At 55.9% G+C, this 22,133-nt stretch carries 14 protein-coding genes; 8 read left to right on the forward strand and 6 right to left on the reverse strand.

Annotation, left to right across the window (positions count from 1 at the left end):
• The first annotated feature begins 1,342 nt into the window (after positions 1–1,342).
• Positions 1,343–1,651, forward strand: a complete 309-nt coding sequence (locus BLR08_RS29960; protein WP_072338240.1) for a hypothetical protein — start codon at positions 1,343–1,345, stop codon at positions 1,649–1,651.
• A gap of 938 nt (positions 1,652–2,589) precedes the next feature.
• Complete coding sequence (locus BLR08_RS29970; RefSeq protein WP_072338238.1) at positions 2,590–4,065, forward strand: hypothetical protein; 1,476 nt, start codon at positions 2,590–2,592, stop codon at positions 4,063–4,065.
• A 286-nt stretch (positions 4,066–4,351) separates the two neighbouring features.
• Here the strand turns inward: BLR08_RS29970 and BLR08_RS29975 are convergent, their stop codons facing one another.
• The 3 genes from BLR08_RS29975 to BLR08_RS29985 form a co-directional block, all read right to left on the reverse strand.
• Positions 4,352–5,800 carry a nicotinate phosphoribosyltransferase gene (locus tag BLR08_RS29975; RefSeq protein WP_072338237.1) on the reverse strand — a complete coding sequence of 483 codons (1,449 nt, stop codon included), beginning with the start codon at positions 5,798–5,800 and terminating at the stop codon, positions 4,352–4,354.
• 45 nt (positions 5,801–5,845) lie between these two features.
• Positions 5,846–6,400 carry a cysteine hydrolase family protein gene (locus BLR08_RS29980; RefSeq protein ID WP_072338236.1) on the reverse strand — a complete coding sequence of 185 codons (555 nt, stop codon included), beginning with the start codon at positions 6,398–6,400 and terminating at the stop codon, positions 5,846–5,848.
• Positions 6,401–6,511: 111 nt separating this feature from the next.
• Positions 6,512–8,614: a class I SAM-dependent methyltransferase gene (locus BLR08_RS29985; protein ID WP_072338242.1), complete on the reverse strand. Its 2,103-nt coding sequence runs from the start codon at positions 8,612–8,614 to the stop codon at positions 6,512–6,514.
• 289 nt (positions 8,615–8,903) lie between these two features.
• Here BLR08_RS29985 and BLR08_RS29990 point away from each other — a divergent pair, with 289 nt between their 5' ends.
• Both BLR08_RS29990 and BLR08_RS30000 read left to right on the forward strand, forming a co-directional pair.
• On the forward strand, positions 8,904–10,367 hold the full coding sequence (locus tag BLR08_RS29990; protein WP_256257858.1) for an SEC-C metal-binding domain-containing protein: 1,464 nt from the start codon (positions 8,904–8,906) through the stop codon (positions 10,365–10,367).
• 591 nt (positions 10,368–10,958) lie between these two features.
• Positions 10,959–12,194: a LamG domain-containing protein gene (locus BLR08_RS30000; protein WP_083537582.1), complete on the forward strand. Its 1,236-nt coding sequence runs from the start codon at positions 10,959–10,961 to the stop codon at positions 12,192–12,194.
• A 127-nt stretch (positions 12,195–12,321) separates the two neighbouring features.
• On the opposite strand, the gene BLR08_RS30005 is transcribed toward BLR08_RS30000, so the two are convergent.
• Positions 12,322–15,978 carry a glycoside hydrolase family 44 protein gene (locus BLR08_RS30005; protein ID WP_176835641.1) on the reverse strand — a complete coding sequence of 1,219 codons (3,657 nt, stop codon included), beginning with the start codon at positions 15,976–15,978 and terminating at the stop codon, positions 12,322–12,324.
• Between the two features lie 361 nt (positions 15,979–16,339).
• Here BLR08_RS30005 and BLR08_RS30010 point away from each other — a divergent pair, with 361 nt between their 5' ends.
• Positions 16,340–17,002, forward strand: coding sequence for a response regulator transcription factor (locus BLR08_RS30010; RefSeq protein ID WP_072338232.1), 663 nt, complete (start codon positions 16,340–16,342; stop codon positions 17,000–17,002).
• Between the two features lie 293 nt (positions 17,003–17,295).
• On the opposite strand, the gene BLR08_RS30015 is transcribed toward BLR08_RS30010, so the two are convergent.
• The gene (locus tag BLR08_RS30015; protein ID WP_072338231.1) at positions 17,296–17,553 is read right to left on the reverse strand and encodes a MerR family transcriptional regulator; all 258 of its coding nucleotides are present in this window, start codon (positions 17,551–17,553) and stop codon (positions 17,296–17,298) included.
• 256 nt (positions 17,554–17,809) lie between these two features.
• Between BLR08_RS30015 and BLR08_RS30020 the strand changes: the two genes are divergently transcribed.
• The 3 genes from BLR08_RS30020 to BLR08_RS30030 are packed head-to-tail and all read left to right on the forward strand — an operon-like array spanning position 17,810 to position 20,254.
• A complete protein-coding gene (locus BLR08_RS30020; RefSeq protein ID WP_072338230.1) occupies positions 17,810–19,420 on the forward strand; it encodes a flavin monoamine oxidase family protein in 1,611 nt (536 codons plus the stop codon).
• A gap of 27 nt (positions 19,421–19,447) precedes the next feature.
• Positions 19,448–20,011, forward strand: a complete 564-nt coding sequence (locus tag BLR08_RS30025) for a RidA family protein (protein ID WP_072338229.1) — start codon at positions 19,448–19,450, stop codon at positions 20,009–20,011.
• Positions 20,012–20,062: 51 nt separating this feature from the next.
• Positions 20,063–20,254: a twin-arginine translocase TatA/TatE family subunit gene (locus BLR08_RS30030; protein WP_072338228.1), complete on the forward strand. Its 192-nt coding sequence runs from the start codon at positions 20,063–20,065 to the stop codon at positions 20,252–20,254.
• 916 nt (positions 20,255–21,170) lie between these two features.
• Here BLR08_RS30030 and BLR08_RS30040 read toward each other — a convergent pair.
• Positions 21,171–21,902, reverse strand: a complete 732-nt coding sequence (locus BLR08_RS30040) for a superoxide dismutase family protein (protein WP_072338226.1) — start codon at positions 21,900–21,902, stop codon at positions 21,171–21,173.
• Positions 21,903–22,133: the final 231 nt, after the last annotated feature.

Raw genomic sequence — 22,133 nt, forward strand, 5'->3', positions numbered from 1 at the left:
TTAACCATTTTTCTGTTCGCAGTTCTCCAAACGGGCATTCGGAGCTAGCAAGGAGTTGTACACAGAGTTCGATCCTTACAGTTTTCGCACAGGGGTAAACCACCATTAACCGTAGCGTAGTGTTCACCATGGTATTAAAAGTATGGGATGGCATAACCTGCGATAAACGCACGCTGCTCATTTTCATGCTGGAGTTGTGCCTTGAAAGACATGTTTGTTTTCGTACAACTCCCTCACTTTGAACGCCTGTCGGACTGGGGTTATACGGTTTTTCGTACAACTCCCTCACTTTGGACGCCTGTCGGACTGGGGTTATACGGTTTTTCGTACAACTCCCTCACTTTGGACGCCTGTTGGACTGGGATTATACGGTTTTTCGTATAGCTCGTAAAGCCATATAACTCAGTACCTATAGACCCGTACTACATCTGCGTTCAAGTCAATTCTGGCTCTGCAAAAGTTGAGAATGTAATATAATTTTGACTACTAAAATGACATGGGCGTAGACTTGAAGTACAATATTTCCCAAATAATATATTACCAAATAATAAATAACTATATGCAGGCACCATTGTGGCCGGAAGTGTCGGGTGGGGATATGACTTGGTTGGCTTAGCAACATTTGTTGCTGGATATGGAACTGGACCAGCAGGATGGGTTACGATTGTGTTATAGTATGCTGGTGCTTTCACCACATTTGCGGAATTACTTCGCAGCTTATTCAACTAACTCAAGAATGCAACTTAGCAAGTCTGCAGCGCAGTACATGGAAAATGCAAGAAAAATGAATTTTTACGGTGGCGGAAGTTACTGGGGAAATCATACGGTATCCGAGGTATACATGGTTTTTAATTACATGGTATGGAGCTGGGGCGTCGGTCGGGAATGCCGGCGCTCTTTTATACTTCAGAAGAAGGGGGAATAACCGATGAAAAATGTAAAATTAAGAATGGCTTGGATTGTACCTCAAATATTCCTAGCGATAATGAACCTCTTTCTACTAGGATTTATTGTTATGAATTGGTCGTATCTTGGAAATACAAAGCCACTCTATATTACATTATGCTCCCTGCTTTACTTGGTTATTGTGTTAGGAGTTTATAAGATTATCGATTGGATTAAAAAAGGTAAGATATGAAATCACACTTCCCCCATAAATCCGGAAATCATTGCTATCTCCCGGAGCTCAACTTCTGAAGCACTGTACATACTGGCATCGCTTCTCGGTATTTTCACATCGCCTTCATCAGGATTACCACGAGCACTCGTTCTTGTTTGTCCGCATGGCAAAACCTATAATGTCGTTCGTTTTGGGAAGTATTAAACAGGAAGGAGATAAAGTATGTATGCACAAATATTTTTAGGTATTTGGGTACTTATCAATGCAGTCCTTCATCTTATGGGAAGTAAAGTTTTTCTTAGAAAGTCGGTAATATCCGCTTTGAACAAGGAGGAGTTAGCCTCATACCAAAGAGGATTTGTTTTACCCTATTTATTATTAGGCACCATACTTATCTCCATGGGGATAGTCGAAGAAAGAAAGCTGCTTTCGACTCCAGTATTCATTGGTGTGTATGTAATATTGGTTTCCATTCCATTTGCTTTGCTTTTTAGAAACAACAAAAAACACTCTGGCTATTATTTTTGGTAACCCTTCTTGAAACATTTCATTTTATCGGAAAACTCCAGTTGTACCATAAGTTAAATAACTCCATTAATTAAAAATGATGGGTCCAAAAACCGTTTTACCAAGGCGGTTTTCTTATGGTCGGATAAAAGTGCTTTTATATCTCAAAAAGCCGAATATACTCCTTCCTCTCAAAGGAGGAGATGAATCTGCGGTTTTGTGATTTTTGACGAACGTACAGCCACAATGAAATCCTATATCACAAACGAAAGGAGGTAGCGTGGCCTACAATTCCTTTCTTGGAAAATGGAACGATACACAAGCGGCAACGGGTAAATGGTTGTCTTACAACATCTGTGCCGCGCAGCTTCCTTCGCGCAAGGCCGAATCAGCGGGCTTGGCTCGAGCGAATTCGGATCTAAATTACGGAATCGCGCTACCGCTAAGACATGCAGAACAGCGGGGAAAAGCCGAAATAAAATTGATTAGCAGGCAGCTAGAGTCCACCACAATCGGGAACCCTTCCCTTTATGCGTGGCCTTGAGAGCCGACAATCATGCATTGAGCCTTTCTTGGACACTTCACAACTTTTCCGACAGTTCCCTCCGCTGCCCCCATTCGATTCAGCCCTACCCGCCCCGTGTAATAAAATCTTTATACGGCGCACGGTAACCTCCCCTCCGTATCACGCTATAAATCCCGTGTCCCGAGATACGACCTTAATTATGAATCGCGGCAATCATCAACACCATATACGTTTAGCAGCCTAAAACTCCCAAACTCACATCGGCCGCATAAATCGGCATCGTTTCTAGCGTCCCCGCAGCCAGAAGCATTCGCACCTACGCCACAGCTTCAGTCCAGACAGCGAACAGCACGCATGCTGCAACCTCCCACACTCATCGCCCGTCTAATTGAGCATAAAAACCAATCCCTGTCGTCCAAAGGAGGCAATCATCCTAATGAACAGCTATATCAGACGCATAGGCATCAAGCGCGCGTTAAGCGCCGTTCTCGCACTTCCGCTGCTGTGGAGCGCCGCTCCGCTGCCGCAGGCGGAGGCAAGCGCAGCGACGGCAACGGCCTCGATCCCGTCTTTCACCGTCAAGGTGAACGGCACCGTGATCGATAATGCGAAGCAGAGGTATCCTTTCCTTATCTATAAGGATATTACCTACTTCCCGCTGACCTGGGACAACACGCAAGCGCTCGGGCTCCAAACCAACTGGAGCGCAACGGACGGACTGGCGGTCTACCTCAAGCAGCAGGGCGGCGGCAGCGATTGGAAGCCCGTAGAGGTGAAGCAGGATTTGACCGGCTCCAATCCGGCTGGTCTCAAGGCCAGGGCCTCCGTCGCCGCGTATCCCATCTCATTGCCCGGCACTCAGCTGGACAATGCAAGCGAACCCTATCCGTTTCTGGAGTTCCGGGATGTTACGTACATGCCGCTGACGTGGAGGTTCACGAGAGAACTGCTGCAGCTTGGGATCGAATGGGATGAGAAGCAGGGGTTGTCGGTAACCGGAGGCCAGGAGCTGATCGGCTCTATCTTCTACGACGATGCCGATTACTTGTACGCCTACCCCCGCGTATTCCTGGACGCGACGCATCGCGCGCTGAAAATTCCGAAGTCGCTGCAAGGCCAGCCGGTTTGGTTGAGCAAGGCGGAGGTCCAGCCTCTGGAGGAGAAGATCTACACAGGCAGAAGAGATATAGGCTCGGAGCCGGTCAAGCTGGAGCAGAAGGGCACCGAGCTGTACATCGGAGATAGGCTGCTGCGCAAGCTGAAGGACGAAGAAACTCAAATACTGGGGGACACCAAGCCGCTTTACGAAGCTGTGCGCTTCCCGATCGACGAGAAGCGGTCGCTGATTTCCCTCCATATTTACTGGTCGATTCCCGTGATAGGCCCGCCTCCGGGCGGCTATCATCTGTACCTGGACGAGGGTGGACAATACAAGGGGCTGATGGACGGAAGCTGGGTCCATCCTGAGCGCGTGATCCCTAATCCCGACGGCACCGTCTGGATCGCCAAAAGCTATAATGCGCTGCGCTACGGTCCGGCTACGCTGTATTTGCTGGGTGCGGACAATACGCTGCACGATGTCAATGACAAGCTAAGCAGTCCTGATCTCGTGACGCTGGGTTCGCTGAGCCGCTCGCTGAAAAATCCGGCCTCATCCGACGGCAGCCTGATCGTTCAGATGTCGAACCCTTGGCATACTCCGGAACAACGCAAGCCTGAGGAGGGCTGGGGCATCTATCGCCTCGATACGAAGCTGCAGGCGACCAAGCTGAACTACCCGGAGGACGGTCAGCTGTACATGGGCACGGGCCATGAGCTGTACCTGCTGCGCCCGGGTACAAACACCATTATCGATCTTCCGCGGGGGCAGTCCCGCACTTGGCTGGATCGGGAGCTGCAATTGACGGGCTAAGCCAATAAGCCCGAGCAAGCTCCTGCCGCTTCTACACGTGAGGACGCCGCCAGCGAAAAAACAAAAAACGTCCAAAGAAGGATAAAACCTTCCCCGGACGTTTTTTGTTCATGCCCAAACTCCTGCAACGTTTTTGCTCATGCCCAAACCCTGCAACGTTTTTTACTCATGCCCAAGCTTCTGCGACGTTTTTTTACTCATGCCCAAACTCCTGGGACGCTTTTTTTGTTCATGCCGATGTTCCTGCAGCGTAGGCCCCCATACGCGAACCCCCGCCCCACAAACCTCAGCTCTCCTCCTGCCGGCTGCGGATCAGCTCCATCTTCAGCTCCCAAGCCTCCGTGCTGAGATCGACCGGATACACTTCCGGATGCAGCTTGCGCAAATATTCCGGCCAAAACAGGTCCAGCTGGCTTTGATGATAGCGGCGAATCTCCTCCAGCGCCGGCAGCTCGTAGACCAGCTCCCCCTGCTCGAACACCGGCTGCAGGAGCCGCACGGCCTCATAGTCGTCAATAAATTTGTGGATATACGGATGAATGGGATCGAACAGCTTGATCCGCTCGCCGCGGCGCACATCCTCTTCGTGCATCAGCGCCAAATAGTCCGCCTCCGCCTTGCCCGTCTGCCTGTTGACGATCCGGTAGGCTTCCTTCAAGCCCGGATTGGTCACCTTCTCCGGATTGGCCGAAATTTTGATCACCGGCACCATCTCGCCGTCGCGTTCGCAGGCGACCAGCTTGTATACCCCGCCAAGCGCGGGCTGATCGCCGCCTGTAATGAGCTGCGTGCCGACTCCCCAGCTGTCGATGCGGGCCCCTTGAGCCTTCAGGTTGAAAATGATGTTCTCGTCCAAGTCGTTCGAAGCGACGATTTTGACGTAGGACAGCCCGGCTTCATCCAGCATCTCGCGGGCTTTCTTGGATAAATACGCCATGTCGCCGCTGTCCAGCCGGATCGCCTGCATCCGTTTGCCCTGCGCCTCCAGCATCTTCGCCGTCTTGATCGCGTTCGGCACGCCGCTGCGCAGCGTATCGTAGGTATCGACCAGCAGCGTGACCTGATCCGGCAGCGCCTCGGCGAACAGCCGGAACGCCTCCTCCTCCGAGCGATGCCCTTGCACCCAGGCATGGGCGTGCGTGCCCTTGGCCGGGATGCCGAACAGCATGCCCGCCCGCATATTGCTCGTCGCATGGAACCCTGCGAGGTAGGCGGCGCGTGCGCCCCAGACAGCGGCATCCGCCTCCTGGGCCCGGCGCGTACCGAATTCGAGCAGCGTATCGTCGCCCGCTACCTGCTTGATGCGCGCCGCCTTGGTCGCGATCAGCGTCTGGAAGTTCAAGCAGTTGAGCAGCGCCGTCTCGATCAGCTGCGCCTCGAATACCCGGGCCTCCACCCTGACCAGCGGCACATTCGGGAAAACGAGCGTCCCTTCGGGGACCGCATACAGGCTGCCGGTGAAGCGGAACTCGCGAAGCGCCTCCAGGAAGCCCTCCTCGTATTGCTCCTCCTGCGTGCGGAGGTATGCGATCTCCGCTTCCTCAAAACGCAGCGAGCGGACATACCGCACAATTCGCTCCAGCCCCGCCGCTACGGCATAACCATTGCCGAACGGCAGCTTGCGGAAGTAAGCCTCGAATACGGCGCGCTCATTTTGCGACCCGTTTTTCCAATGGGCATACATCATATTGATCTGGTATTTATCCGTGTGCAGCGTCAGCTCTTGCTCTTGCATGCTCTTCGCCTCCTGATCTTGGCTGGATAAAGGGGTATGCCGGCTTTACTGCGCCGATTGCCCTCCGCGGACAACCGCCGCTCCCAGCGTATGCTTGAAATGTCCCAGCGCCCACTCATGCCCTGCGGGATTAAACGAAGCGACCGCATCCTCATGGACGGTGATGCCGAAGCCTTTGTTATAGGCATCGACGGCTGTATGAAGCACGCAGATGTCGGTGCATACGCCGATCAGATGCAGCTCCGTGATTCCCCTGCTGCGCAGCTGCAGCTCCAGATCCGTGCCGCAAAATGCGCTGTATCTCGTCTTATCCATCCAATATACGGCGTTCCGCAGCTCCTGATAGACGTCATCCAGCGCCCCGTATAACCGGCGTCCCTCTGTCCCCCGAATGTTGTGAGGCGGAAACAGCTTATGCTCCGGATGATAACGGTCGTCCTCGTCATGCAGATCGACTGCCATCACCACCAGATCGCCGGCTTCGGCGAATTCCCGGGTCAGCTCGGCGATTCTTCCTTCGATCTCGATGCCCGGCTGTCCGCAGGGCAGCTTTCCCACCACAAAATCCACCGTATAATCAATGACAATCAGCGCTCTCATCGCCCATTCCTCCTTCCAAGAATGCCTTGCCTCAGTCATGGCTCATATCAATATCAATAATGTCAAATTGATATTTTCATTATGACATTTAAAATGAATTTGTCAACCCTTTTATCGCCCAACTTTTTCAATTACAAATAAACAAGTGCTGTCCGGCAAAGGCACTTCATTTCCATCCGCATCCATAAACTCGATTTTATCCGATAAAGCCTCGGTGTAACCCTCCTGCAGAAAATGGCGGCTTTCCAGAAGCTTCGCCTCCCGCCCCAGCGTCTCCCGGATAAACGCCTCATATTCGCCGGGCGTGAAGTAGCCGAACTGCTCCTGCACCTCATGCACATACGACTCCGGTCCCCATGTATATGTGTACAGAAACTCCATCGCATCGTTGACCGGTATTTCTACCGTACGCGCCTCCTGATCCAGCACCGTGTACCGAATGGAGCGCCCCTGGAAATCACGGGCGTAACGCTCCAGCCAAAGCAGGCCGTCCTCGCGCAGCAGCCTGATCCGCCGCAGCTCCGTCACCGGCTCCGACATGATCCCGTCGCGGATAATGATCCGCCCTCCGGGCTTCAGCATGCCGAAGGCGCTTCGCAGCGCGGCTCCGATCGTAGCGCGATTGAACTTCTTTCCTTCGAAGGGGATGTAGGAGTACAGCTCGTGCAGGATCGAGGAGAAAATGACCGTATCGACGCTGCCGGGCTCCATATACGCCTCCAGCCGCAGCGCGTCGCCCTTGCGCACCTCCCAGGTCCGGCCTTCCAGCTGCTTTCTCCGTTCCAGCGCCTCGATCACGTTCGCCGATATATCGATGCCGACCGGCCGCTTGCCGGGCAGCCTCTCCTCGATCAGATCCAGCAGGACGCCGCCCCCGGGGCCGATGTCGAGCACCGTCTCTCCTACCACATAATTCAGGATCAGCTGCTTGTAATCCGCCGTGCTGTTCATCGCGCTCAAGTAATCTTCCTCGTTATGGAAACGGTCATACGCGTCGCGCCGCAGCTCGAACAGATCGAACAGCATCAGCACGGCTTTCTCATACAGCGCGGACTTCTCGGCCTCCACGCAAAATTCGATCAGCTTCTCCGCCGCCCGCGAAAATTCGAAGGTGAAGAACAAAGTATCCCCGAGCCCGGGCTTGCATTCCACCCGCTCCGTCAAGTGGGGATTAGGCCGGCTCCGGTCCTGCAAAATATGTTCGAACGACAGCTCCCGGACATATTTCTCTATGACCCGCTGCTTGTAGACGTTGATTTTCTTAAGCCCCTTATGATCGTAATACATCGACTGCATGAGCGGCTCAAAGCTGATATGCCGTACCTCGCAGTCTCCCCGGCTGCTCCGCAGCGCGAGCAGAAAGCATTTCACCATATCGTCGAGGGAAAAACCCCGGAACGCCGGCTCTACATACCAAAGCGTCTTGTCGGCAAGCGCATCAAGCGCCGCAAGCACCGTATCGTAAGCTTCGACCTTCGCCCAGGCAGCCTCGAAGTTTTCGCCCCGACCGGACGCTCCGCTTCTCAGCCGCCGCATCCGCTCCTTCAAACTCAGCTCCCCATCCTCCCGGTCCTGCGCGATTCTGTCCACGATCGCCTCAACCTCGCCGCGAGTCTGCTGCCACAGCTCGGGGGAAACGGCCGTCAGCACGCATTCGTTCAGCGGCAGCAGCAGGCTTCGCAGCTCGGAGGGCGACAGCCGGCCGCTGCGCACCAGCTCCGTCAGAGACGCTTGCGCGGAGAACGGCACCTCGCCGCGAATATACTGCCCGATCAGCCCATGAGTCGCGATCAGCGTCTCCACGACCTCGGTTCGCTCCGCCGGCTCGCCCGGGGAATTGTGGTTAAGCCTCCGTTGATGCTCCCGGTACAGCTGGGCGGAGCCTTCGTTATGCACGAACAGGTTTACCCCCGACTCCTGCCAGCGCAGCCGCTGACGAACCGTCCCTCCCTTCGCCGTCTCCGACCAGACCAGCACCTCCTCCAGCAGCTCGCGAACCCAGAAGGAAAGCCGCAGCCCTTCCAGCGTCCGCAAGCTCTTCTCGACATAATCCAGCACCGGGTTGGCGTCCGACAGTTCCCTAAGCGAACGCACACGCTCCAGATTGACCACTCTCTCCTCGGCCGAGGCCAAAATCTGCAGCCATTCGGGCCAAACAGCGGAGCGGCCCTCCTCCTTCCTGTACCGTTCGATCGCCTGTAGAGAGACCAGCATGCGCATCACCTTTTTCTTTCTGAAATAAACAGCTCTCCCCATTGTATCACTTCGCCCGCACGGTTCTGAAACATACAGCCCGGATTCGGTCTCCCAGCAGGCCGGGCAAGTCCCATCGACCGTTCTCATAGGCTATAAGCAAGCTCGTTTTCAGAGAAAATCAGGGACTTTCCCGCTCTCTCCTGCAAAAAACGACATAAAATGCGATCTCTATTATGAAAATTGGTCAAAATCGGTTATGCTAGTACTAATAGCAACGATCGTGCATGTCGAAGGAGGAGCTTGCTTGTTGAAGATCGGCAGAAATGAACTCTGTTACTGTGGAAGCGGCATTAAGTATAAGCGCTGCTGTTTGAATAAGGACCAGGAGGCGCCGGACGCCGCGCGTCGTCCCGAGCCGACGGTTGAGGCGGCCGGGCTGAGCCAGGAGAATGGCGCAACGCCCGCTTCGGTCTCCGCGCCTACGCTCGAGGAGATACGGCAAATCGCCGAAACCGGCATCCGCTGGGAGAGCGAGGCCTATGCCGTTCTGGCGAACCAGTTGATCGCCAATATGGAGGGAGCCTATGAACCGAGACATATCGTCGAGGCTCTCTCGATCTGGGATAACTTCTCACGGGAGAAGCGGCCTTCGTTCAAGAAGGAGGGGGCCTTCTGCGCCGCGCTTGAATACATGATCGTTCAGGCTTACGGACTGCCCGTCACCCAGAATGAGCTGGCGCTCAAATACGAGGTATCTTCCTCAACCCTCTCCAAGCGCTACCAGGAGCTGCTGCAGTTTGCGGATGAATATTTCGGCTCCGAGCCGGACGGCTCGTCCGCTCAGTCCGGCAGCAAGTCCCTGTCGCCCGAGCTGGAAGCCGAACGGACGCTTCGGCGCCAGCAGACTCAGAGGAGCGGAGCGACGCCCGCTCCGGAGATGAAAGCTGCTGCCCCAGCCAAGGCCGGCCGGAAGTCGGCCGCCGGCAGCGCAGCGGCAGCCAGCGCGGTAGCGGTCGCCCCCGGCGCCTCCTCCAGCGAGCAGCGCGAGATGGCTCAGGAGCTGCTGTATACGGCGATGGGCACCGCATCCGCGCAGGAAGCGGCCAAGCTGGCCCATGCCGCGCTGGAGCTGCATCCGCATAGCGCCGACGCCTACGTCGTGCTGGCCCGGCATACATCGGATGCCGGCGAGAAGAAGCGCCTGCTGGCCGAAGGAATCGCTGCAGGCGAGCAGGATTTGGCCGGAGGCGAGCTACTGGGCGGAGACTCCGCCCTGTGGAGCCGCGCCGAGGTTCGTCCCTATCTGCGCGCGAAGCTTGCTTACGCTGAAGCCTGTTGGGAGCTGAAGGAATCGGCGGAAGCCGCCGGTCAGCTCGAGGAGCTGCTTAAGCTGAACCCGACCGACGAGCAAGGGGCCCGTCATCTGCTGCTGGCCGCGTATCTGGAGCAGGACCGGCTGGATGAAGCCGAACAGCTGCTGGATACGTTCCGCGAAGACCAGTCAGTCGCCTTTGCTTACGACCGGCTTCTCTACGCTTATAAGAAGCTGGGCAGGGCGACCGCCGAGCTGAACGCCCCTTACCTTCAAGCGAAGCGGCATAATCCGCATGTGCTTGACTTTTTCTTCGGCGGCAAGCCGCTGCCGAAGCCAGGCTCCGGCACGACCAAGAGCGCAGCCGAGGAGGAGGCCGTCATCTATGTGACGACCCACATTCGGCTGTGGATCAAGCTGCCCGAGCTGCTGGTCTGGCTCTACAAGCAAGGCCGCTAGTCGGCCTGCGGGCTCCCGCACAGCGCTCGCTGCGCTGCGGCGCTCCGCTTGGGGAAAAGTTGGCGGAGCAGCGAGAAGATAGTGCCGGTTTGGCGGATTCGTCCATAGAAGTTTAGAAAAGCCCGGTCAGCCGGGCTTTTTTGGCGTATCAGCAGCTTTAGCTCCTTTGCGGAGCTAAAGCGAGCCGAAGGAGAGTTGCGAAAGCGGTCGCCTTTGTAGCCGGATTCCCCCGGGAAGGAGGCTTTTATAATCTGGCTGCAGCAGCGAGCGGAGACCCCGACCGGCCGCAATCCGCTGGCCGTGCGTTATTCACCGGACTTCTACATCCCGTTGTCTGCATCACCTTTTCCCCTCACATCGTTGTTGATTTTGTATTAAAGACAATTTAAAGCTCTATTTAAATGCCCAGAGGCGTCCTATCATAGAGTTAGCAAGTGTTGTAAAGATGTGGAAAACAAAACAGAGGAAGGAGGAACACACTCAACGAATTAAGCGGTTCCATACTTGGCCGGCCAGGGCAAGCTCAACTTACGTCCCGGGCGGGCCAATGTTCTGTCCCCAATAAGGCTCATATCGAGAGGAGAGAGGTTTATGAAGTTTCCCTTTTTCAGGAAAAAACATGCGTCTTTAGCCATGACTATCATGTTGGTTGCCGGTTCTATCTCAATCGCGTCATCGGGATTGGCGTCGGCTGCATCGAGCTACGATGCGGCGGTTCTTGCCGACCAGCCTGTAGGCTACTGGCCGCTGGCGCCTGGAGTGACGACGGATAGCTCGGGCAATGGCCTGAACGGCTCGTTCACAGGAAGCCCGACTACCGAAACGATGCCTAACGGAGACGCGGCGCCTGGCTTCAACGGAATCGATCAGTATTTCACCATTCCGGATCATGACTTGCTGGAAGTCACCAACACCGGGATATTGACGGTTGAAGCATGGATGAGGCCCGATGTGCTGGAGTTCCCGAAATCCGAAAGCAGCGGGTATGTACATTGGATGGGAAAGGGAGAGCCCGGTCAGCATTCTTGGGTGGCGAGAATGTACAGCTTCACCAATACGGAAAATCGGCCAAACCGGATTAGCGGCTACTCTTTTAATATGTCGGGCGGTTTGGGAGCGGGCTCGTATTTTCAGGATGCGGTCACTCCTGGCGAATGGATCCACTACACACTGACCATTAATACGGTCGATGTCAGTTCAAGCTATCCGACAGGTTATACGAAGATTTTCAAGAATGGAGTGCTGCGGGACCAAGACAGCCTTCTGGGTTATAACATTATTCCGGGCGATGGAACGGCTCCGATGAGAATCGGCACCCGTAATCTGGTCTCGTTCTTCCAAGGCGCGATCGGAAAAGTCGCAGTTTACGACTATGAATTGACTTCGGCCCAGCTTAATCAGCATGTGAACGAGATGCATACGGCCAATATTGAAAATACCCTGCAAAAAATACATGAAACAGCGGCAATTGAATCCGTTACTAATGACGAGCTGGATCGTACAGTGGACCTGTATAGGGACGCTGAGCAAAAGCTCGGCGCTTTGCCCGCATACCTTGACAAAGCTGCGCTGAAAGAACAGCTTGCCGCCGCGGAGGAAAGTCTGTTTAACGCAATAAAAGCTTACATGGCCTCTCCGCAGCCGGGTAATAAAGATCGTGCGAGTGAGCGGCTGCTGGATTTTGTGATTGCTCATGCGATTGCCGAGCTCGACGCTCAAAGCCCGGGTGATGCCGGCAGCGTACAAGGTTACGTGATGTCCATTGTTCGCAGCCATGCGACAGGCCAACATGTGAAACAGCTCATTGTTAAGCAATTGGCAAATTAGTTTATAGCACTCATTTATGTTAAAGCGTCCTCCTTCTAAGCCAGGGCGGCCTCCAAAAAAAAGAAAAAGTCCCGGTAAGTATTCCCGGGACTTTAAGTTTTCCTCGCATACTGTCTGATTGATCCGATTAAGGCTGAAAGACAACGAGCGTAGCCGAACGGGCCGGCAGCTCGAGCTTCAGGATGCCGTCCGCCTGTGCGGTCGCCTGGCCTGCCGCAGAGACAGGATGCTTGGCGTCGAAGCGGTAGAGCGAAGCCTGCTGTCCCGCCCCTTGCGTATCGACATTGGCCGAACGGACGACCGTGTCCTTGTTGAAGAGAAGGACAAACAGCTTGCCGTCGCTGCCCTCGATCGAGTACGCCCCGACCGCATCGCTATTAGAGCTGGTCGCGCTAACGCTTGTGCCCGCCACCTTCGAGCCTTGGCCGTCGTAGTTCAGATACAGACCGAAGGCATCCTCGATCTTGGTGCCTGCTTTCATAGCTCCGAAGCGGGTCGCAAGATCGACGCCCTCGCGGCCGAATATGGCCAGCGCCTCGGCTTGAGCCAGACCGGCGCTGATCCCGTTGCCATTGCCGAAGTTGTATTCGGTGATGGCGAGCTTCGTCCCCGGCAGCTTGCTGTTGATCATTTCTTTCATCCGCGGAATCAGCCGGATCGGCTCCTGAATCCAGGAATCGTCGGTGAAATTCGGATCGTACAGCGACTTGAGCGACTGATAACGGCGCTTGGCTGCATAAGGACCTTCGTCGCCGGAGGTCACGACATTCTCCTGCGGGTAGAAATGAATATCCAGGTAGTCGACCAGTTGAACGCCGGTCTCTTCCTTATAATCGGCAGCTTGATCCAAGTACCACTCCAGGAAAGGCTTGCCGTCATGAGCTTGACGGTCCGGGCCATCCGAGCAGTTGTCGGCGGACGAATAGAAGTATGCGCACCAGCCCCAGGATGTCGGTCCGAAGATTTGCGCATCGGGGTCCTTATCCTTGATTGCCTTGCCATAACGCTCGGTGAAGCCCCAGATCTCATCGTAGGTCGGCGCCTCAGGATGCACGTCGCGATGGGTCACATGCCAGATCTCCGGTTCGTTGTCGAGTGCATAGTAGTTCACTTTGTCGCCCGTGCGGCCTGCGATATGATCCATCCAGCGGGTGACGAAGTCGGGTCCGATCGGCTTGGATGTATCCAGCGGATCATTGCCGGTGATCAGGCTCTCGTCCTCGCGAACGCCGTTGCCTGCATCCGGCAGCTCCTCGGCTCCGCTTTGCTGCGGTCCGTATTTTTTCTGCGAGAAGCCGTAGGTGACGCTCCGGTCCTTCGGCGTCCAGCCGATCGTCGGTACGGTCAGCAGCACTTTGCCGTTCTTCGCATGGGTCTCATCGATGAACCGGTCGGAGGTCGAGCCATGCGGCAGCTGAGCCGGGTCATTGTCATACGGATAATTGATAAAATACCAGTCCGACGCACGGTTCGCTACGTCCAGCTCCCAGTTGTAGCGCGTCGTGTTGTTGCCGCCCCAGCGCTGTACCGGGAATTCCAGCTGCGAATCGTTGGCATGCATATCGTTGAAATTGATGCCGTAAATCTCCTGGTTGATCGGCTTACGGTTAGCGGACGTATCTACCTTCACGTTGACGGAAGGCAGGTTCGGCATCGGCAGCTTGCCCGGACTCAAATTGCGGAGCAGGCTGACATCGTCGATGTACATCGTCCCTTGATTGTTTTCGGCACCCGCCTGGAAGATCATGCCGTCGAATTCGCCGTCGATCAGACCGAGATCGGCGAAGTTTACGGTCACCTTTGTCCATTGTCCCGCTGGCAAGCCGCCTTCAGGCAAATAGCGGTCCAGCTCGACTGCAGCCAGCGAGGAGGTGTCGTCATAAGCATGGAACAACAGCTTCTGCCCGCCGGCTGTACCGCCGTGAACCCAGAACTCGAAGCCGTAATAGTCGGCTACTTGACGTTCGTTTCCAACGAGCCAAACGCCATCCCAACCGCTGACGTTGAACTTGATGGACTGCTGGCCGCCATGCGCCTGTTCGCGGTTAGCCAGATCCTTGTCATGCCAGCTTTGGTTGCGGAAGCCGTCAGCCAAACCTTCGGCATATACCGGCTCGGCGGCGACGGATGTGACCTGCACGTACGCCTCAGCCGTAAATCCGCCGGCAACGGCTGTAATTTTGGCGATGCCCGGGGCGACGGCCGTCAAGGCTCCTTGCTCCACACGGACGACATCCGGACGGTCCGAAGCCCAGATCGCGCTGTCCGTCACGATTCTCGTTTCGCCATTGTTGAAGAACGACTCTGCATCCAGCCGCTGACTCTCGCCCGGCAGAAGCACCATCTGATGCGTGTTCATCCGCACTTCGATCAGCTTCGGCGGCTCCACGTATTTGCGGACGAGCGCAATGTCGTCCACACGCACAGCTCCCTGCTCGCCGCCGCTCGCTCCTCCGATCAGGAGGCCGTCGAACAAGCCGCCCGGCAGTTCAAGATCGGCCAGCTGCAGCTCGACCTCGCTCCATACGCCCGCTTGCAGGCCGCCCGGCACGAGCTCGTCGAGACGCAGGTCCTTGACCGTCTGTCCGCCGGAGTTGAAGCCGAGGCGCAGCTTTTGGCCGCCGCTCTCTCCACCGTTCACCCATAGACGCAGCTTCTCATAATCCTTCGTTGTGATCCCTCGGTCGCTATACAGATACAGCGCAGCGTCACCGGAAGGCTGGAAGGAGATCGAAGACTCGCCTGTATGGGCCGAAGCACGGTCATCCATCGAGCGTGTCGCCCAGCTGTAATCGGTAAACTGCGGATTCAGCGAATCGCTGTACACGTAAATGCCGTCAACCGGCTCGATCGGCCGGCTCACCTCCGCCTCGAGCACCTGCACCGGAAGCACGGCTTCAAAGGAGCCGTACACAGCCCGGATGATCGTCGATCCCGGCTTGCCTCCCTGTACAAGCCCTTGAGAGACGGATGCAATGGCCGTGTCGTCGCTGCTCCAGATTACTCCCTGCTTCAGTTCCTTCCGGCTGCCGTCCGCATGCACCGATGACAGCTGCGCCGCGCGCAGTCCGCCCTCGCGAAGCATCAGCGGAGCTTGGTCGAAGGCAATGCCTGTCATCGGCTGCGCGGGCGGAGTTTCAGTTCCTCCGCTACCAGTCCCGGTACCTGTCCCACCGGTTCCAGTTCCGGTTCCGCCTCCCGTACCCGTGCCGCTTCCCGGCAGGAAGCTCATATCATCGATATACACCGACTCTTGATCGCCTTGGCCCCACAGCCAGATGCCATCAAGCAGTCCCGTCACGCCTACGTCCGACAGCTTGATCTTAACCTCAGCCCAGCTTCCCGCCGGAATGCCGCCGGGAAGCAGCTCGGCAACCTGCAGCTCGGCAAGCCCTTGCCCGCTAAGCGACAGCACGAGCTTCAGCTGCTGACCGCCGGTCTCGCCGCCATGTACCCAAAAGCGCAAATACTCATAGTCGCTCGCATCCATGATGCGGTCTTTGAAAAAATACAGCGCCCGATCCCCATCCGGATTCATCCGTATCGAACTCGCTCCGCTATGCACAATCCCCGACTCGGCCAAATCCATCTCCGCCCAGCCGTAATCCACAAATTCGGATGATAATGCGTCATCGTACACCGTCAAAGGCACATTCGCAGCCTTGACTGCCTGCGGGATCGCAACGTTTCCTCCAAAAGCAGAGGTTGTCAGCGCCAAGCCCAATACGGCCGACAGCATCCTGCTTCGCCGCGATCTATTTCTTGTTCCGCCTTTCCACTTCATCCAGCTTCTCCATCCTTTCGCCATGCGCTTCCTGCAGCCTCTCGCCGCCCGCGATTGCCCCCCGGGGAACAAACGCGCTTGCAGACGCCATATCTCCATCTTAAACAGCTCGTGGCGCATTCTGCCAGTGATCGGGCGTCACCGTTTTTGTCATCGGCTGCAGGCCCGCTGTCCCGATTGCGTCAGCCCAAGCCGATATCCCGGTTCCCCCCTGCTGATTATGTCGTCCGTTAGTCCGACCCTCAATAGTGACGGGCTGTCACCATTTTTGTCAGTGACCGTCATACCCCTAATCTCAAAGACGTCATTTTCCGTTATAATGAATGAAAGTACTTATTGCTGATAAAAAGGAGCTGTCCTTATGCCGCGTATCCTGATTGCTGACGACCAGCGCCTGCTCCGCGACGGCTTGGAGACGATTCTAAGTCTGGAGGAAGATTTTGAGGTTGTAGGCGTGGCCGAAAATGGACTTCAAGCGCTCGATATGATGGCCGAGCATCGCCCAGACATCGTCCTGATGGATATTAAAATGCCGGTGATGGACGGGATCGAGGCGATGAAGCGAATCAAGCGGGATTATCCGGATACGGTCGTCATCATGCTGACCACCTTCCCGGAAGATAAATATATTGTTGAAGCGATGTCAGGGGGAGCCGAAGGCTTTCTGCTCAAGGATATGCCCGCCGACCGGGTTATTCAGACCGTTCGCGACGCTGTCGTGGGACAGCTTATGATCCCGGCTTCCATAGCCTCCAAGCTGGCCTCCCAGCTTATGATATTGTCCAATGTGAGGGCCGATCCGTTCGACGAAAATCGGTTGAAGGATGAAGGGCTGATGTTCACCGAGCGCGAGAGGAAAATCATTCTGCTCATGATCGAAGGCTGCTCGAACAAGCAAATATCCTCCGCCTTGTACATGGGGGAGGGCACCGTTCGCAATTATATCAGCGTCATCTACAACAAAATCGGCACAAACGACCGTCAGAGCGCCATCGCCCGGCTCAAGGACATGCTGCTGAGTTAGCGAGCAGCGAGCGGGACCGCAAGGCGCAGCTTGGACGGGACGTCCGATTTCCTTGCGAGCCGCAAGCTTTAACCCGCTGGCCTGCCGGAAGCGGCAGGGTCTTGCTCCTTGCCTCAAGCTTCAGCCCGCACCCCTCCGGGGGCGGCGGGTTCTCTCTCAAGCCGCGGGCTTCACCGCCCTATGGAGTCCGGCGAGGCTGCATTTTCAACCTCCGCAGATAAACCGCGGGCTGCCGGCCGTCGTCCAATCGGCGGCATGCGCGCAAGAGCCGCTATAGGCAGCTTCAGGCATCCTTAAACTTCTCTAAGCTTCGTCATCCGCCCCCGCTCTCCGCTCAGCAATTGCTGCTTAAGCTCGAATGTATTTACCCCGTCCCTAATCTGCAGGGAGATATGCTTAAGCTTCTCTACGTCTTCAAATGAATATTTCCGATTGCCTCCCTTCGTACGTTCCGGAAAAACCAACTTCCGCTCCTCATAGTAACGGATTTGTCGTTCGGACAACCCTGTCAATTCACACACAGTACCGATGCTGATGACCTTTTTCTCCATCACAACCGCCTCCCACCATGTCGTGTTGATGTTAAACAATATAACGTAAATATGCAGTAACGAAAAAAAATATTGTTTCCCTTTTCTTACCTCTCCTTGATATTAACAATCACCTTCCATAATAAGCAAGACCTAATCTGAAATTAGGACTACGAAGAAAAAATATGTTAGATTTTATAACCAATTTATACCACGAAATTCAGGATTCTGCTATTCTGTGAGGGAGTCGTCATCCATTCACAAGGGAGTGTAGCCTATGGAAGCACAGGATTCACCCAAGGAAATTACGCGCAGACAGTTTCTGACCGCCGTCGGAAAGGCCGGAGGGGCCGCCGCCGTGTTCAGCTTGATGGGCACGCTTGGCCTCCTGTCGCCCGAGACGCTCCGAGCGGCCGACTACACGCCGCCTAATCAAGGCGATCTGACCTCGGCTCATCGCAATGGGAAGAAGATTCTGATATTGGGCGGGGGCATTGCCGGGATGACGGCTGCCTACGAGCTCGGTCAGGCAGGTTATGACTGTACAGTGCTGGAAGCCCGGGCAAGGCCCGGGGGCCGCATATGGTCCGTGCGCCGGGGCACCACAATCACCGAGCTTGGCGGCATAAAGCAGGTCGCGCGATTCGACGAGGCCGAGCATCTGTACCTGAACGCAGGCCCGATGAGAATTCCGCAGTTTCACGTCACAATGGACTATTGCCGCAAGTTCGGCGTGGAGCTGGAGCCGTTCAACAACGTGAACGAGAGCGGGTATTTCTATTATGAAAATGCCGGCGAGCTGTCCGGACGGAAAGTCCGCAAACGGGAAGCGAAAGCCGATATGAGAGGTTATGTAGCGGAGATGCTGGCCAAAGCGGTAAACGCCGGCTCCTTGGATCTTCCGCTTACCCCCGAGGAGAAGGGCATGCTGGTCGATTATTTGAAACGCGAAGGCGATCTGAACGCAGATCTGTTCTATAAAGGCTCCTCTCGGGGCGGCTATAAGGAAGAGCCGGGAGGCAAGCTCGATGCAGGCGTGATCCGCGACCCGTTCGATATGAAGGCGATCATCCGCTCCGGTTTCGGCAACAATTTCAGCGGCGAATACGGCTATGACCAGCAGATGATGATGTTTCATCCCGTAGGCGGGATGGACCGGATCGCGCGAGCTTTCGAGAAGCAGGTAGCCGGGAGTATGGTCTATCACGCCGAGATCAAGGAAATTCGCCAGGGATCGAACGCCGTCCGCGTCGTATACACCGATACGAATACGGGCGCCGTCAAGGAAATCAGCGGGGATTACTGTATTTGCACCATTCCGCTGCCCGTACTCAAGGATATCCCGGCCGACTTCTCCACCGAGATGAAACGGGCGATCGCTAGCATCAGTTATGCGTCTGCAGGCAAGATGGGTATGCAGTTCAAGCGCCGCTTCTGGGAGGAAGACGAGCAAATCTACGGCGGCAGTACGACGACCAATACCGATCTCGCATCCATGTACTATCCTCCGACCAAATACTTCGCCAAGAAAGGCATTCTGCTCGCCTACTACAACTTCGGAGCAGCCGCCGACAAGCTCGGCAAGATGACGCTCGCGGAGCGCGAACGCCATGCCTTGGCCCTGACTGCCAAGGTCCATCCTCAAGCGTACAAGGAATTCGAAACTGCCTTCTCCATCAATTGGAAGACGATCAAATACAATCTCGGCGGCTGGGCGTCCTACACGGCCGAGGACCGCAAGACGCATTATCAGATTCTATGTCAGCCGGACGGGCGCATTTATTTGGCCGGTGAGCATATGAGCTACATCACGGCATGGATGGCCGGAGGCATCGAGTCCGCACGCAAGGTCGTGACCGAGCTGCATGAACGAGTCATGAAGGAATAGCCGATCCCCAGAAGGAGTGACAATGCCATGTTCACGAGAAAATTAAAATTGTCCGTCGCCGCCGCCGTGCTGGTCAGCTCCATCGGAGCCTATGTCTACGCCGCAGACGAGGCCGCCGACATGCCCAGCAAATACCCGGCCGAGCCCGTTCACGAGGTCGAATTTTACGGAAGCCCCGGCTCGTCCATTTCGGGCGGCGTCTCTGTTCCGGCAGGCGCGTCATATTTGTTCACCAGCGGCACGGTACCGCCTCTTCTGAATAAGGAAGGCAAGACCGTCTATGAGCGATACGGAGATACGAAAACCCAGGCAACCGGCATTTTGACGAACATCGAGAAGCAGTTGGCCGACAAAGGCTTATCGCTCAAGGATGTCATCTATCTGCGCGTGTACGTAGCGCCGGATGCGGCCAAGGAGAATAAATTCGACTTTGCCGGCTGGAACGAGGCTTACGCCCTGTTCTTCAATAATGCCGATAATCCGGTCAAAACCGCCCGTTCCACCGTCGGCGTTCCCGCCTTGGTAAGTTCGGACTGGCTGATCGAGATCGAAGCCGTAGCCGTTTATCCAAAAGCGCATAACCAGAATTAGTCAGCCATTAGTCAGCCGTTACATGAAGAAGAGAGAAGGAGCTGATCCCGTATGCTGCAAAATATCGGCGTCTCCGGCATTCTGATGATCGCCCTGCTTGTCCTCATCCTGTTCGGCCCCTCCAAGCTGCCGGAGCTTGGCCGCGCGGTCGGACGAACGCTCCACGAATTCAAATCGTCCGCCCGCGATCTCGTTGGCGGCGAATCCAAGGACGAAGCCGAACCCCGGCAGGAGAAGCCGTAAAACGAACAAGCCGCGCCGCGCCCAGTCCTTCCCCAATTCCCTCCCCTTTTCCTCTCCTCCCCGCTGACGGACAGCATTCCTCCGGCTAGCTGTGCGCGCTGCCAAGCGCATAGCTGGCCTCCCCGGCCGCGCCAGAAGCTAGAAGATGCGCGTCCCTTATGCATCGGGCAAGCTACGTCTAATGAAAGACAGGGTATTCGTCTGCCAGTCAGACCTCCCGCTCTCGGGAGACCTGGCCTGGGTAGTCGCGCTGATGTTTCAAGTAAATCCGCCATTTTGGAGGCTTGATCGGGAGCGTTCGTACGGTTTTTCGCACAAGTCCCTTACTTTTAGCCGCCCGCCGGGAGCGTTTATACGGTTTTTCGCACAAGTACCCTACTTTTAGCCGCCAGTCGAGAGCGTTTATATGTTTTTTCGCACAAGTCCCTTACCTTTAGCCGCCGGCCGGGAGCGTTTGTACGGTTTTTCGCACAAGTCCCTTACCTTTAGCCGCCGGCCGGGAGCGTTTATACGGTTTTTCGTACAATTCCCCTACTTTAACCGCCAGCCGGGAGCAATTTATACGTTTTTCGTCTAAGTCCCCTACTTTCAACCGCAGCCGAGAGCGTCTATACGGTTTTTCGTACATGCTTAAATAGCCGGCAGCGGCAAAATGCCAAAATGGCGGAGCAAGGTGGATCTCCCTTGTTCCGCCATTACTTTGCTGAATTTTCATCCTGCGGATTGTCCTATTAAGCGGGAAAGACAGCCTCCAGGCCGTGCATGACCGATCTCCGCTCGGAGCCTTGGCCCCATCGGCTGGCAGGACACCGCCGCGAAGCTCGTCCGGCCGCCATCTCTGGAGGACGATGCTTCCCGCAGCCCCGTCCGGCAGAACCCCGGTGCAGCTGCAGCTGCACCGGTCGCTGGCTGCTCGCTACCGGGGGATAAGACCTCCCGCGATCCGTTCCCCGGAGTTGCCTGCGGGATCGGTTTTTCCGTCATCCGCCGCCGCATGAATAATAAGCGAGCGGCCGAGTATGGAATAATGGCCTCCATCCAGTGAAGCGCCTCGAATCACGTATTCCACCCGTCCCTTTCCGTCAGCGCCGACTTGCAGATTGGGCAGGTCTCCCAGATGGGCGCCTGCCGCATTGTCATGCCCATGCTGCTTGCCGTCCGGGTTGAAATGGCCTCCCGCCGTGGCCAGATCCATATTGGCGAACGGCTTCTCATGGATATGGAAGCCGTGAGTGCCGGGCGCCAGCCCCTCTACTTCCAGCGTCACCTTCACCCCGTCCTCCTGCGGGATCAGCTCGGCACGGCCGACAACTTCTCCCTTCGCGCTGTACATCACCACCGTCGGATGCCCGACGGACACGGACCGGCTCAGTCCGTCCCAATACAAAGACTGGCCGACCAGCTCGGAAGCCTGACGAAGCGTCACATACGTCGTTCCTTGATAAATGAAGGCCTCGGGCACAACCGTGCCGTTGTTCGAATACGCGCCGTCCGCGTTCTCTACATGCTTCCCCTTTACATAGAAGGACAGCTTTTCCAAACTCACTTCAATATGCGTGGATGCGGCATACCCGAGCCCCGAGAAAAATAGCGCGCCGCAAAGAAATGCCCCTGCAGCCGTAGAAACCGGCATCTTCTTCCTCGTCATCAAACGATTCCTCCCCGGATTAACATTGGTTACGCCCTCCATTACCCGGTGAGTGAAAAAGAGAAACTAGCCGTAACAGGCGGCTCCCTCCTCCCCTAACAACGGCATGACAACAGCTATGACAGCCTGTCACTTCCTGAGCCGGGAGGCTTCCATAAGGTCCCGCATGCTTTATAATTGTATGTATATATTCCGCTGCCGCCAAGATCCCCGCGCAGCCCTGGGTGCTGA

Source organism: Paenibacillus sp. cl123 (genome assembly GCF_900101595.1).
Lineage (GTDB): Bacteria > Bacillota > Bacilli > Paenibacillales > NBRC-103111 > Paenibacillus_G.